Below are 13,522 nucleotides of genomic sequence, written 5' to 3'. Positions count from 1 at the left end.
CTGGCCTACCTGGACTCGAACCAAGACTAACTGAACCAGAATCAGTCGTGCTGCCAATTACACCATAGGCCACTGGAACGCAAGCCCCGAGGGGGGTTCTTGTTCTAGTAGTGCGCCTGTCGGGTTTCAGGCCTTCCGGCCCGCTCCCGGCGGCGCAGGAAGAACATTACCCGAAGGTGGACGGGGCTCCAAAACGGGTATCGGCGCCGAGGAGCGCCGGGAGTTCGGCGAGGGAGGCGATCCGGTGCGGAGCGGCGCCCGCCTCGGGGGCGGTGTGGACGCCGTCGCGGTCGATCCACACCGACAGCAGCCCCGCCTCGGCGGCGCCCCGCCCGTCGATGTCCGGGTGGTCGCCGACATACGCGACCTGGTGCGGGGCCAGCTCCAGGGCGTCGCAGGCCGCGTGGAACGCCCGCGCCTCGGGCTTGGACACCCCGAGCTCGGCGGCGCACAGCAGCACCTCGAAACGGTCCCGCACGCCGAGCGCGCGCAGCTTGCGCTCCTGGACGGTGACGCTGGAGTTGGACAGCACGGCGTGCCGGTGGCTGACGGCGAGCGCGTCCAGCACGGGCAGCACGTCCGGGAAGAGGGCCCAGGCGGCCTCGTAGTGGCCGAGATAGCGGTCGAACCAGGCGTCGGCCTCGGCGTCGGTCAGCCGCGGCCGGTCCAGGAAGACCCGCACCCGGTCCCGCCGCTGCTCCTCGAAGGTCACCTCGCCGGCCGAGAACCGCGCCCACTGCGTGTCGGTGGTGCGCCGCCAGTGGGTGAGCGCCTCCTCGACGCTCCCGTACCGCTCCAGCAGCCGCTCGGCCACCAGGTGCGCCCGCATCCCGGCCCGGTCGGCCGAGGTGTAGTCGAACAGCGTGTCGTCGACGTCCCACAGGACGGCCCGGATCGTCATGCCACCGACGGTACCGCCGAACGGCTGGCAGACCGGTCGCCATGAGCGAGTACCGCATCCAGTTCACCGTCGAGGCACGCGCGGCGTACGACAGCCTGCCCGGTTCGCGCCAGACCCAGCTGGACAGGGCCGTCCGCATACTGGCCCGCGACCCGTTCCGTAAGACCGCGACTGCCCAGCTCGGCCCTGACGAGCACCTGCGCAAGGCATACGTGCCTCCCGGCGTCATGCTGGAGTACATGGTGGCCGGCGCGATCATGGTCGTCGTCGTACTGGAGATCTTCGAGGAGAGCGCCTACCTGATCGATGAGGCCGACGCCCAGTAGACAGTACGAGAAGGGGCGGCCCCGGGGATTCCGGGGCCGCCCCTTCTCGTGTGTGGCGGGTCAGGCGGCGAGCTTCGCCAGCGCCGCGTCGATGCGCGCCAGGGTCTTCTCCTTGCCCAGGACCTCCAGGGACTCGAAGAGGGGCAGGCCGACCGTGCGGCCGGTGACGGCGACGCGGACGGGTGCCTGGGCCTTGCCGAGCTTGAGGCCGTGGGCCTCGCCGGCGGCCAGGACGGCCTCCTTGAGGGACTCGGCGGAGGTCCAGTCGGCCGCCTCGAGCTTCTCGCGGGCGGTGCGGAGCAGGGCGTCGCTGCCCTCCTTCATCGCCTTGGTCCAGGACGCCTCGTCGAAGACCGGCTCGGCGAGGAAGAGGAAGTCGACGTTGTCCGTGATCTCGGACAGGACCTTCAGGCGGGTCTGGGCGTACGGGGCGATCGCCTGCCACTTGGACTCGTCGAAGTCCTCAGGGGCCCACGGCGCGAAGGGCGCCTTCAGCCAGGGCGCGCAGCGCTCGGTGAAGTCCTTCACGTCCAGCATCCGGATGTGGTCGGCGTTGATCGCCTCGCACTTCTTCAGGTCGAAGCGGGCCGGGTTGGGGTTCACGTCCGCGATGTCGAAGGCCGCGACCATCTCCTCGACGGAGAAGATGTCCTGGTCGGCCGAGATCGACCAGCCGAGCAGGGACAGGTAGTTGAGCAGGCCCTCGGGCAGGAAGCCGCGCTCGCGGTAGAGGTTCAGCGAGGACTGCGGGTCGCGCTTGGAGAGCTTCTTGTTGCCCTCGCCCATCACGTACGGCAGGTGGCCGAACTCGGGGGTCCGCTTGGCGATGCCCAGCTCGGTCAGCGCCTTGTAGAGGGCGATCTGGCGCGGGGTGGAGGAGAGCAGGTCCTCGCCGCGCAGGACGTGGGTGATCTCCATCAGGGCGTCGTCGACCGGGTTGACCAGCGTGTAGAGCGGGGCGCCGTTGGCGCGGACGATGCCGTAGTCCGGGACGTTCTCCGCCAGGTACGTGATCTCGCCGCGGACCAGGTCCGTGAAGGTGATCGGCTCGTCGGGCATGCGGAAGCGGACGATCGGGGCGCGGCCCTGCGCCTCGTACTCCTCGACCTGGGCGGCGCTGAGGTCGCGGCAGTGGCCGTCGTACCCGGAGGGGCGGCCGGCGGCGCGGGCGGCCTCGCGGCGGCTGTCCAGCTCCTCCTGGGAGCAGTAGCAGTGGTAGGCGTGACCGGCCTCCAGCAGCTTGTGTGCGACGTCCTTGTAGATGTCCATGCGCTGCGACTGGCGGTACGGCGCGTGGGGGCCGCCGACCTCGGGGCCCTCGTCCCAGTCGAAGCCCAGCCAGCGCATCGCGTCGAGCAGCTGGTTGTAGGACTCCTCGGAGTCGCGGGCGGCGTCGGTGTCCTCGATGCGGAAGACCAGGGTGCCCTGGTGGTGCCGGGCGAACGCCCAGTTGAACAGGGCGGTGCGGACCAGGCCCACGTGGGGGTTACCGGTGGGCGAGGGACAGAAACGGACGCGTACGGGGGAGCCGGGTGCGCTAGCCACGCTTGACAACCTTGTTGGTGAGAGTGCCGATGCCTTCGATGGTGACGGCGACCTCGTCGCCGACGTTCAGGGGGCCGACCCCTGCCGGGGTGCCCGTGAGGATCACGTCGCCGGGAAGCAGCGTCATGGCCTCGGTGATGTTGACGATCAGATCCTCGATGGGGTGGATCATCTCGCTCGTGCGGGCCAGCTGCCGCTGCTCGCCGTTGACGGTGAGCTGGACGGTCAGGTCGGACGCGGCGGCCAGATCGAGGTCCGTCTCCACCCAGGGGCCCAGCGGGCAGGAGGTGTCGAAGCCCTTGGCCCGCGCCCACTGCTTCTCGCGCCGCTGCACGTCCCGGGCGGTGACGTCGTTGGCGCAGGTGTAGCCGAGGACCACGTCCTTGACGCGGTCGCGCGGCACCTCGCGGCACATCCGCCCGATCACCACGGCCAGCTCGGCCTCGTGGTGCAGTTCCTCCGAGAAGGAGGGGTAGCGGATCTCGTCGCCGGGGCCGATCACGGAGGTGGACGGCTTGAAGAAGGCGAAGGGGGCGTCCGGCACCTCGTTGCCCAGCTCGCGCGCGTGCTCCGCGTAGTTGCGGCCGAAGGCCACGACCTTGTTGGGGAGCACCGGCGGCAGCAGCCGTACCTTGGCGAGCGGCACCTTGGTGCCGGAGAGCTCGAAGTCCGCGAACGGGATGCCCTTGATGATGTCGAGGACGAGCTCGTCCGGCTTGTCGCCCTCGACCGCGCCGAAGGCTACGTTCCCGTCGATGGAGAACCTGGCGATGCGCACGGGTTGCTTGGCCCCTTGACTGAACTGGCTGGAGTCTGACGCTCCAGGCTAACGCGGCGGGCGCCCCGGACCTCGCGCATTGCGGCGCGGACGGCGAAGGACGGCGAAAGGGGCGCCCCGTCCCGCGGGGCGCCCCTGATCTTCTTCATCCGCCTCGGGCTCACTGTGAGCATCCGGCGTCCGGTGTGCGTACTACTCCGCGACGGAGGCCGTGACCGGGACCTCCATGAGGACGGTGCGCCTGGGGTTGGCGGTCTGGGTGGGGAGGATGACGGAGTGTTCCGGCTGTTCCGGCGTCTGCAGCGCTTCCGCGTCCTCGAGGTGGGCGAGGGTCGTGCGGCGGGGGTTGGCTATGTTGCGGAACATCATCGTCGTCTTCACGGTTGTACGAGACCTTGTCGTGTACGGGCGCCGCGAGGGCCGCTGGAGCCCCGCGCGGGCGCGGGTTGCCGGATTTGCCATCTCTGTAAAGCGTCAGGCTAAACATTCAATTCCCGGCCGAAGACGTGAAGAGCCCGTGATCTCCGTGTGAGTTTGCTCACGGCCGCATTGACAAAGCGGACATTTGTCGGTCGCATTGCGCTGTGACGAATGGGGACATTAACCCCCTGAAGCCTCCATTCCGCTCCTGATCATGGCGACTGGGACACCCGCGGGACACCCCGAGCGACTCAATGGATCGCAGCCATATGTCCTTTATGGGAGAGATCCCTTTCCACATCCCGTAACCCGTCACTCACGGCGTGTCACGGAGGTCACAGCATGGCCCACATGCCTTGTTGGAGATCCGGCACTGTGCTGGAATGCCACGGACCGCCGCAGGATCGAGCCGGCGCGCAGGGGGCGCAACGCAGCGCCGAATGGCGGCGAGAAGGGGGAGCCAGCGCCGGTCACTCACGACCACCACGGGAAGTGTGTTCAGGACGCTTCTCACGACGCCGACACCGTCCTTCCGCTCGCGCGGAGGGGCGCCTGGTCCAGAGGTTGCGACGCTAGTGCAGGGACGTTTCAAGAGGGATGGCAGCGCTTCGGCGGAGCCGGAGCCGCACGGCGGGACCGACCGCGGTTCCTCGCCCCAGCACGCCCAGAACCAGGGCCCCGGCCCGTCCGGTGACGGCGCTGAGCGCGCCGGCCGCCCCGGCGCGTCCGGCCCGTCCGGTACGCAGGCGTCGCCGAGCCCCGCTCCGGTGGTGAAGCCGCCCAAGGCCCAAGGCCCCGTGGGCCCCGGCTCGCGCCTGGCGCTGCGCAACTGGCGCATCTCCACGCGCCTGGTGTCGCTGCTCGCGCTCCCCGTGGTCGCGGCGACCTCGCTGGGCGCGCTGCGCATCAGCCAGAACATGGACGACATCCAGCAGCTCGACAACATGAAGCTGCTGACGGACATGACCAAGCAGGCCACCGAGCTGGCGGCCGCGCTCCAGGAGGAGCGCGACCAGTCGGCCGGCCCGCTGGCGCACCCCTCCAGCGCGAGCGCCATCACCGTCAAGGGCTACCAGGACAAGACGGACCGCGCGCGGGACAACTTCCTGTCGGCCTCCGAGGAGATCGACAGCGCCAGCAAGAACGGCAACCTCCAGGGTGTCCGGGACACCCTGGTCGGTCTGGCCAGCGAGCTCAACGGCCTGAGCAAGATCCGCAAGAACGCTTACCAGGCGGAGGACAACTCGACGCAGACCGTCGAGGCCTACCACCACCTCATCACCGAGTTGCTCGCCCTCTCCCAGGACATGGCCGAGGCGACCAGCAACCCGCAGATGATCCAGCGCACTCGCGCCCTGTCGGCCTTCTCCTCCGCCAAGGAGTACGCGTCGGTCCAGCGCGCCGTGATCGCCGCGGCCCTGCCCGCCAACAACACCGAGCCGGGCCACCTCTCCGACAACGACCGCCTGTACGCGGACTCGGCGCTGGAGAGCCAGACCTCCGAGCTCAGCAGCTTCCGCAACATCTACGGCGACGGCGCCGAGGAGCTCATCAAGCCCATCGAGGAGGGCAACCCGACCATCCTGTCCGCGGACACGTACGCCAAGCGCGTCCTGGACAGCAAGGACGGTCTGGCCTCGCTCGACAAGCGGTCCTACCGCGACTGGGTCGACGACAGCTCGACCAAGATCGAGCAGATGAAGAAGATCGAGCACACGCTGCTCGAGGAGATGGAGCAGAAGGCCCGCGAGCTGCGCAGCGCCACCGAGCGCGACGCCATCGTCTCCGGTGCCCTGATCCTCCTCGTCCTCGGCGTGTCGCTGGTCGGCGCCTTCGTCGTGGCCCGCTCCATGATCCGCTCGCTGCGCCGACTGCAGGAGACCGCCACCAGGGTCGCCCAGGACCGCCTGCCCGAGCTGGTCAAGCAGCTGTCCGAGTCCGACCCGCAGGACGTGGACACGTCCGTGGAGTCGGTCGGTGTGCACTCCCGGGACGAGATCGGCCAGGTGGCCGCGGCCTTCGACGACGTGCACCGCGAGGCGGTCCGCCTCGCCGCCGAGCAGGCCCTGCTGCGGGGCAACGTCAACGCGATGTTCACCAACCTCTCGCGCCGCTCCCAGGGTCTGATCCAGCGCCAGCTGTCGCTGATCTCCGAGCTGGAGTCCCGCGAGGCCGACCCGGACCAGCTGTCCTCGCTGTTCAAGCTCGACCACCTCGCGACGCGCATGCGCCGTAACGGTGAGAACCTCCTCGTCCTCGCCGGTGAGGAGCCCGGCCGCCGGTGGACCCGCCCGGTCCCGCTGGTCGACGTGCTCCGCGCCGCCGCCTCCGAGGTGGAGCAGTACGAGCGCATCGAACTGGCCGCGGTGCCGACCACCGAGGTCGCCGGCCGCGTCGTCAACGACCTCGTGCACCTGCTCGCAGAGCTGCTCGAGAACGCGACCTCCTTCTCCTCCCCGCAGACCAAGGTCAAGGTCACCGGTCACGCGCTGCCCGACGGCCGCGTACTGATCGAGATCCACGACACCGGTATCGGCCTCTCCCCCGAGGACCTGGCGGCGATCAACGAGCGGCTCGCCTCGCCGCCCACCGTGGACGTCTCCGTCTCCCGCCGCATGGGTCTGTTCGTGGTCGGCCGCCTCTCGCAGAGGCACGGCATCCGCATCCAGCTGCGCCCGTCGGACTCCGGCGGCACCACGGCCCTCGTCATGCTGCCGGTGGACGTCGCCCAGGGCGGCAAGAAGCCGGCCGGCGGCAAGCCCGGCGCCCCGTCCACGGGCGGTCCGGCGGCGGCGCAGGCCGCCGCGGGCGCCGCCGCGGCACGCCGGCAGAACGGCCAGGCGGGCGGTGGCCCGCTCGGCGCGGGCGGCGCGGGCCGGCTCGGCCCCGGCTCCGCTCCGCGCGGGCAGGTGGGCGCCGGTCAGGGTGCGCGGGCCGCGCTGCCCGGCAACGGCGGCCGCCAGGGCGGCCCCGGTGCACGCGGGCCGCAGGGTCCGGCGCAGTCGCAGCAGGGCCGGCAGGCCCCCACGGGCGCCGGAGCCGGCTTCGGCGGCCAGGCGCCGGGTGCGCCGCAGGGCCTGCAGTCCGGCGGCACGGGCGCCCCGCAGGGCTTCAACGACGGTCAGCGTCCGGCGCCGCAGCAGAACTTCGGCGACACCCGCCGCCAGGACACCTTCGGCGGCGCCCGCGGCGCCGTGCCCCCGCAGCGCGCGGGCGGCGGCGACCAGGACCGGCAGCTGCCGCCGCGCGACGGAGCCCGCGCGGAGCTGCCCGGCGGCAACGGCCCCTCGCGCACCGCGGGCTGGGCCGGCGACAACTCCCAGGGCCGCGCCCAGATGGACGCCCCGCGCGGCCACGACGAGCAGGACCCGGCGCAGACCTCGCGCATGCCGCGCGTCGACGACCGCCAGGGCCCCGGCGCCACGACGGAGATGCCGGCGATACCCGGTTCCGGCTACGACGCCCAGCGCCAGGCCGGTGGCCGGGACAACGGCCAGTACCCGGCGCCCGACGCGCAGGACCAGGGCCCGTACGTTCGCTCCGACGTGTTCGGCGCGGCCTCGCAGAACCCGGCGGCCACCGGCCAGTTCGCGGTTCCGCAGGCGTACGACGCCTCCTCCACCGGCCAGTTCCCGGCGGCGCAGGCCCCGCAGGCCTACGACAACGGCTCCACCGGCCAGTACGCCCAGCCCGGCTACGACCCGAGCTCCACCGGCCGGCACGCCCTGCCGGGCCGTCAGGACCCGTCGTCCACCGGCCAGTTCGAGCGGCCGCAGCCCGGCGGTCCCGCCGACTTCGGCGACCGCCGCCCGCCGGCCGCGCAGCGTCCCGCCCGTCAGGAGCCCGAGGCGCTTCCCCCGGCCACGGGCCCCGGCGACGGACGGACGCCGCTGTACGACACCCTGGAGACCAACTGGTTCCGCGGTGGCCGTCAGCAGCAGCCGAGCGCGCCGGCCCCGCAGCAGCAGGCTCCTGCCGCACCGCAGACCCCCACCGGTCCCCAGCGGACCGCCGCCTCCGCCGCGTGGCGCAGCTCGCCGAACGACGACCTCGTCCGGCAGGCCGAGCGCGTACGGCAGCCCGCCGCGGGCGGAGTCACCACCTCCGGCCTGCCGCGCCGGGTGCCCCGGGCGAACCTCGTCCCGGGCACGGCTCAGCAGCAACAGCACCAGAGCGGTCCGCAGGTCTCGCGTGCGCCTGACGACGTACGCGGCCGGCTGACCAATCTCCGTAGGGGCATCGCACAGGGCCGTCAGGCCGGCAACGGTCAGACGGGCGGCTTCCCGAGCCCCACTCACCAGCAGGAGCGTTAGTTGAGCCCGATGAGCCAGGCGGCACAGAACCTCAACTGGTTGATCACCAACTTCGTGGACAACACCCCCGGGGTGTCCCACACCGTCGTGGTGTCCGCCGACGGACTCCTTCTGGCGATGTCCGAAGGCTTTCCCCGCGACCGGGCCGACCAGCTCGCGGCCGTCGCGTCCGGCCTCACCTCGCTGACCGCCGGGGCATCCCGGATCTTCGAGGGCGGCAACGTGGCGCAGACGGTCGTCGAGATGGAACGCGGTTTTCTCTTCCTCATGTCCGTCTCGGACGGCTCGTCCCTGGCCGTGCTCGCGCACCCCGAGTGCGACATCGGCCTCGTCGGCTACGAGATGGCGCTGCTCGTCGACCGCGCGGGCGCGGTCCTCACGCCCGACCTGCGCGCCGAACTACAGGGCAGTCTGCTCCACTGACAGGCCCCGGTACCACCCGTCTCACCAAATCACCGTCCGGCCGCCACAATCCCCCCACCGGCCCCGTCAGACGGCTCGCCCGAACGACTTGCTGTCCCGCCCGGAGGATTCATGACCCCGCCCACCGCCTCTCATGATCCGTACGCCGAGCCGTACGGGGACGAGGGCGACCAGCCGCTGGTCCGTCCGTACGCGATGACCGGCGGCCGGACCCGGCCGCGCTACCAGCTCGCCATCGAGGCGCTGATCAGCACGACGGCCGACCCGGCAGCGCTGATGGGACTGCTCCCGGAGCACCAGCGGATCTGCCATCTGTGCCGCGAGGTGAAGTCGGTCGCCGAGGTGTCGGCGCTGCTGGCCATGCCGCTCGGTGTGGCGCGGATCCTCGTCGCGGACCTCGCCGAGGCCGGCCTGGTGGCCATCCACCAGCCGGGCGGCGACGAGAACAACGGCGGCGCGCCTGATGTGACGCTGCTCGAAAGGGTGCTCAGTGGACTTCGCAAGCTCTGACGGAAGCCGGGCGACCACTTCCGCGAAGATCGTGGTGGCGGGTGGCTTCGGCGTGGGCAAGACCACGTTCGTGGGCGCCGTCTCGGAGATCAACCCGCTGCGTACCGAGGCCGTCATGACATCCGCCTCGGCGGGCATCGACGACCTGACCCACACCGGGGACAAGACCACCACCACGGTGGCCATGGACTTCGGCCGTATCACGCTCGACCAGGACCTGATCCTCTACCTGTTCGGCACGCCCGGCCAGGACCGGTTCTGGTTCATGTGGGACGACCTGGTCCGCGGGGCCATCGGCGCGGTGGTGCTCGTGGACACCCGGCGCCTGGCCGACTGCTTCCCGGCGGTCGACTACTTCGAGAACAGCGGCCTGCCGTTCGTCATCGCCCTCAACGGCTTCGACGGCCAGCAGCCGTACAACCCGGACGAGGTCCGCGAGGCGCTCCAGATCGGCCCGGACGCCCCGATCATCACCACCGACGCCCGGCACCGCGCGGACGCCAAGTCCACCCTGATCACGCTGGTGGAACACGCTCTGATGGCTCGTCTGAGGTAACACCCCGGACACGTTTCACATAGCACCCAAGTCGGCAATGCCCTACGGCAGTTGTCGTAGATGCACCGGAGCCGGCTGTGTCCTTTGACACGGCCGGCCCCGGTGTTCATAACGTTTCGGCAGAGGAATCGGGTGGTATGGCCACGCGTCGCGCACATTCGGTGCCGCTGCGCGCACGACCGCCCCGCCTTTTGACGCCGCTCGCTCTTTATGACCGTTTTATCTGGGGCTTACATCACTCGGATTCATCGCTTCCGAGTGTTTGGAAGAGCGCATGTTGACGTGCTGGAATGCCTGAACTGCCCAGTAGTCAAGGACGTACTCCTCGTCGAGGTCTTCTGGGCTCTGAGAAACTGCGGCACAACGTAGGTGCCGACCGCCGAGAGGTTGTTGGTCGAGTGAGGCGAAGCAAGAACGGCCCCGAGCCGTCGGCCCGGGGTAACTTCACCCCGCCGCCGCGCGGAGCGGCGCCCGCACATGTGCCCGGGTCGGAACCGACGGCCGCTCCCGCCTCGAGCGGCGGCCGTTTCTCTCCGCGCAACTGGCGGGTGCCGACCAGGCTGAACGCGATCCTGCTCATACCCGTGCTGGTCGGCCTCGTGATGGGCGGCTTCCAGGTCAAGAGCTCGATCGACACCTGGCAGGACGCCCAGGACGCGGAGAACACCGCGCGCCTGGTGCGCGCCTCCCTGACCTACGCCGACGCCCTCTACAACGAGCGTGACGTCACGGCGGCCCCCCTGCTGCAGGGCAAGGGCCAGAACGACTCGACCGTCACCCAGGCCCGCCAGGGAACCGACAAGGCCGCCGCCGCCTTCGACGCGGCGGCCAAGAACATGCCGAACAAGTCCGGCCTCGAGCGCCGGCTGAAGCTGTTCCGCGAGGCCGAGCCCGAGCTCCAGGCCCTGCGCGCCGCCGCCTACACCTCCAAGCTGACCGGCGTGCAGACCGAGGAGGGCTACGTCAAGGTCGCCCACCCGCTGATGGAGTTCGCCAACGAGCTGGGCCTGGGCACCGGCAACATCACCTCCTACGGCCGCACCGTCTACGCGATGTCGCTGACCAAGGCCGCCCTGTCGCTGGAGCGGTCCATCGGCATGCACATCCTGGTCAAGCCCGGCCCGGACGCCGGCAACCTGGCCAGCCAGCGGGTCGCGCTGTCCTCGTACGCCTACCTGGAGGGCATCGCCTCCGAGGAGTACATCGGCGGCGGCACCCAGGCCGACGCCGACCGGCTGGACGCGGAGAAGAAGGACATCCAGGCCCAGGCCGCGTCGATGGTCCAGCAGGCCAAGGCCAAGGACCCGAACTACGTGGCCCCGCCGTCGGACCCCACCAAGATGGTCAGCGCGCTGGCGACCCTCAAGGGCACGGACCCGGCCTACCGCGCCGCGCTCGCCGAGAAGGGCATCACCGCGCAGAACTGGTGGGCGGTCAACACCCTCAAGTTCAACGCCTACCGCACCATCGAGTCGGACATGGCCGACAAGGCGGTGAACGAGGCGTCCGGCATCGCCGACGACGCCAAGCAGTCGGCGATCATCACCGGCGCCGTCGTCCTGATCGCCCTGCTCGCCGCGTTCATCCTGGCCGGCCTCGTGGCCCGCCAGATGAGCCGCTCGATGCGCCAGCTGCGCAACGCCGCCTTCGGCATCGCCGAGCAGCGCCTGCCGATGCTGGTCGACCAGCTCTCGCGCACCGACCCCGGCCGGGTCGACACCCGGGTCGCGCCGATCCCGATCACCTCGACCGACGAGATCGGCGAAGTCGCCCGCGCCTTCGACCAGGTCCACCGCGAGGCCGTCCGGCTCGCCGCCGAGCAGGCCCTGCTGCGGGGCAACATCAACGCGATCTTCACCAACCTCTCGCGCCGCAACCAGTCGCTGATCGAGGGCCAGCTGACCCTGATCACCGACCTGGAGAACAACGAGGCCGACCCGGACCAGCTGGAGAACCTCTTCCGCCTGGACCACCTGGCCACCCGCATGCGCCGCAACGGCGAGAACCTCCTGGTCCTCGCCGGCGAGGAGCCCGGTCGCCGCTGGGACCAGCCGGTCCCGCTGGTCGACGTGCTGCGCGCCGCCTCCTCCGAGGTGGAGCAGTACGAGCGCATCGAGCTGTCCGGCGTCCCCGAGGCCGAGATCCACGGCCGGGCCGTCACCGACCTCGTGCACCTGCTGGCCGAGCTGCTGGAGAACGCCACCACGTTCTCCTCCCCGCAGACCAAGGTCCGCGTCACCGCGACCCGCCTGCCCGACGGCCGGGTCATGATCGAGATCCACGACAAGGGCATCGGCCTGACCGCCGAGGACTTCGCGGACATCAACCACAAGCTGGCCAACCCGCCCACCGTGGACGTGGCGATCTCCCAGCGCATGGGCCTGTTCGTGGTCGGCCGCCTGGCCGACCGGCACGGCATCCGCGTCCAGCTGCGCCCCTCGGGCGAGCAGGCCGGCACCACCTCGCTGGTCATGCTGCCGGACGCGATCACCCACGGCGGCGGCGGCGAGCAGGCACTGGACCGCGACGAGTTCACGGTCTCCCAGATCATCCCGGAGCAGCAGTTCCAGGGCGAGAACTTCGGCTCGCCCCAGCAGCAGCCGCTGCGCACCGCCGCCGAGCTGGGCTTCGACGACAGCCGCTACGAGGTTCCCGACGACATCCGGGAGCTGGACCCGGTCGGCCGCTCGCTGATGCGCGAGGAGCGCCGGGCCGCCCTGGAGGCGCAGTCTCACCCGCAGCCCGGCCAGGAGGCCGCCCAGGCCCCCGCGTACGGCGATGAGTCCACCGGGCAGCAGCAGGCGTACGACGGCGGCGAGACGGGCTTCCCGGAGCAGGGCGCGGCCTACGACCCGCAGACGGCGTACGACGAGCCCCGGCCGGCGTACGACCAGCAGCAGGGCGGCTACGACGAGCAGGGCCGGCAGTCGTACGACCCGGCCTACTACGCCCAGGACGGCGGCCTGCCGCAGAACGGCGCCTACTCCCCGGGCGCCAGCGGCGGCTACCCCGACCCGGCGTACGCCGAGCCCGCGCGGGAGGAGCAGACGCAGGCCCCCGCCGGGTCCGCCCAGGCGTACTCCGGATTCCAGGAGCGGGGCTACCAGGACGACTGGCCGCAGCAGGACGCGTACGGCAACGGCTACCCGGACCAGTACGCTCCCGAGGCGGAATCCGCACAGGCCACTGACGTGAACGGCGGGGAAAGCGTAGGCTTCGACCGTCCGGAGCCGGCCCCCTCCGCGGGCCACCAGCTGACCGACGCCGGGTTGCCCCGCCGCGGATCCATCGCGAGCGGTACGAACGGCGCGCGGCACGTGAGCCAGGAAGCGCCGGCCCCCACTCCGGAGAGCAACGGCGACAGCGGCTGGCGCTCGCAGAACGACGAGCGCTGGCAGCAGGCCTCGCAGCTCCGGAAGCCCAAGGCGGGCGGAGTGACCTCCTCCGGCCTGCCGCGGCGGGTGCCCAAGGCCAACCTGGTCGAAGGCACCGCGGCATCGACCCCGCAGGGCGGCCCACAGGTCTCCCGCGCCCCCGAGGACGTCAGGGGCAGGCTGAGCAACCTGCGCCGGGGCGTCCAGCGGGGACGCAGCGCAGGAAGTGACAAGAACGGCCAGGGCTTCGGTCCTGACAGCACCTACAACCAGGAGCGTTAGTGTGAGCCCGATGAGCCAGGCGGCACAGAACCTGAACTGGTTGATCACCAACTTCGTGGACAACACCCCCGGGGTGTCCCACACGGTGGTGGTC

10 protein-coding genes, 1 tRNA gene and 1 pseudogene are annotated in these 13,522 nt (G+C 70.9%); 7 read left to right on the top strand and 5 right to left on the bottom strand.

Annotated elements, in window-relative coordinates:
* Both IE249_RS27540 and IE249_RS27535 read right to left on the bottom strand, forming a co-directional pair.
* A tRNA-Gln gene (locus IE249_RS27540) sits at nucleotides 1-72 on the bottom strand.
* Nucleotides 73-166: 94 nt separating this feature from the next.
* Nucleotides 167-901: an HAD family hydrolase gene (locus tag IE249_RS27535; protein WP_189708982.1), complete on the bottom strand. Its 735-nt coding sequence runs from the start codon at nucleotides 899-901 to the stop codon at nucleotides 167-169.
* A 41-nt stretch (nucleotides 902-942) separates the two neighbouring features.
* On the opposite strand from IE249_RS27535, the gene IE249_RS27530 reads away from it, so the two are divergent.
* Nucleotides 943-1,227 (top strand): type II toxin-antitoxin system RelE family toxin, encoded by a 285-nt coding sequence (locus tag IE249_RS27530; RefSeq protein ID WP_189708980.1) that lies wholly within the window; start codon nucleotides 943-945, stop codon nucleotides 1,225-1,227.
* Between the two features lie 60 nt (nucleotides 1,228-1,287).
* Here IE249_RS27530 and gltX read toward each other — a convergent pair whose 3' ends face one another.
* From gltX to IE249_RS27515, 3 genes are all read right to left on the bottom strand, one after another.
* The gene (gene gltX / locus IE249_RS27525) at nucleotides 1,288-2,772 is read right to left on the bottom strand and encodes a glutamate--tRNA ligase (RefSeq protein WP_189708978.1); all 1,485 of its coding nucleotides are present in this window, start codon (nucleotides 2,770-2,772) and stop codon (nucleotides 1,288-1,290) included.
* On the bottom strand, nucleotides 2,765-3,550 hold the full coding sequence (locus IE249_RS27520) for a fumarylacetoacetate hydrolase family protein (protein WP_189708976.1): 786 nt from the start codon (nucleotides 3,548-3,550) through the stop codon (nucleotides 2,765-2,767). Before IE249_RS27520 ends, gltX begins: the two co-directional genes overlap by 8 nt.
* 192 nt (nucleotides 3,551-3,742) lie before the next feature.
* Nucleotides 3,743-3,931: a hypothetical protein gene (locus IE249_RS27515; RefSeq protein ID WP_189708974.1), complete on the bottom strand. Its 189-nt coding sequence runs from the start codon at nucleotides 3,929-3,931 to the stop codon at nucleotides 3,743-3,745.
* 614 nt (nucleotides 3,932-4,545) lie between these two features.
* On the opposite strand from IE249_RS27515, the gene IE249_RS27510 reads away from it, so the two are divergent.
* From IE249_RS27510 to IE249_RS38670, 6 genes and pseudogenes are all read left to right on the top strand, one after another.
* The gene (locus tag IE249_RS27510; protein ID WP_189708971.1) at nucleotides 4,546-8,283 is read left to right on the top strand and encodes a sensor histidine kinase; all 3,738 of its coding nucleotides are present in this window, start codon (nucleotides 4,546-4,548) and stop codon (nucleotides 8,281-8,283) included.
* A 9-nt stretch (nucleotides 8,284-8,292) separates the two neighbouring features.
* Nucleotides 8,293-8,706 (top strand): roadblock/LC7 domain-containing protein, encoded by a 414-nt coding sequence (locus tag IE249_RS27505; RefSeq protein WP_003973453.1) that lies wholly within the window; start codon nucleotides 8,293-8,295, stop codon nucleotides 8,704-8,706.
* Between the two features lie 111 nt (nucleotides 8,707-8,817).
* Nucleotides 8,818-9,216: a DUF742 domain-containing protein gene (locus tag IE249_RS27500; RefSeq protein WP_019058642.1), complete on the top strand. Its 399-nt coding sequence runs from the start codon at nucleotides 8,818-8,820 to the stop codon at nucleotides 9,214-9,216.
* The gene (locus IE249_RS27495; RefSeq protein WP_189708969.1) at nucleotides 9,197-9,772 is read left to right on the top strand and encodes a GTP-binding protein; all 576 of its coding nucleotides are present in this window, start codon (nucleotides 9,197-9,199) and stop codon (nucleotides 9,770-9,772) included. Before IE249_RS27500 ends, IE249_RS27495 begins: the two co-directional genes overlap by 20 nt.
* Nucleotides 9,773-10,170: 398 nt before the next feature.
* The gene (locus IE249_RS27490; RefSeq protein WP_189708967.1) at nucleotides 10,171-13,428 is read left to right on the top strand and encodes a sensor histidine kinase; all 3,258 of its coding nucleotides are present in this window, start codon (nucleotides 10,171-10,173) and stop codon (nucleotides 13,426-13,428) included.
* Nucleotides 13,400-13,522 (top strand): annotated as a pseudogene (locus IE249_RS38670) (roadblock/LC7 domain-containing protein); the annotation flags it as partial. The gene IE249_RS27490 and the pseudogene IE249_RS38670, both read left to right, overlap by 29 nt.

The sequence above is a fragment of the Streptomyces anandii JCM 4720 genome (assembly GCF_014650655.1).
Classification (GTDB): Bacteria; Actinomycetota; Actinomycetes; order Streptomycetales; family Streptomycetaceae; genus Streptomyces; species Streptomyces anandii.
This window is presented reverse-complemented; position numbering and strand designations above follow the sequence as displayed.

Bases quoted from the DNA above. Each gene is read 5' to 3' on its own strand.
- IE249_RS27505 (WP_003973453.1), top strand. From the start codon at position 8,293: ATGAGCCAGGCGGCACAGAACCTCAACTGGTTGATCACCAACTTCGTG.
- IE249_RS27500 (WP_019058642.1), top strand. From the start codon at position 8,818: ATGACCCCGCCCACCGCCTCTCATGATCCGTACGCCGAGCCGTACGGG.
- IE249_RS27530 (WP_189708980.1), top strand. From the start codon at position 943: ATGAGCGAGTACCGCATCCAGTTCACCGTCGAGGCACGCGCGGCGTAC.
- IE249_RS27535 (WP_189708982.1), bottom strand. From the start codon at position 901: ATGACGATCCGGGCCGTCCTGTGGGACGTCGACGACACGCTGTTCGAC.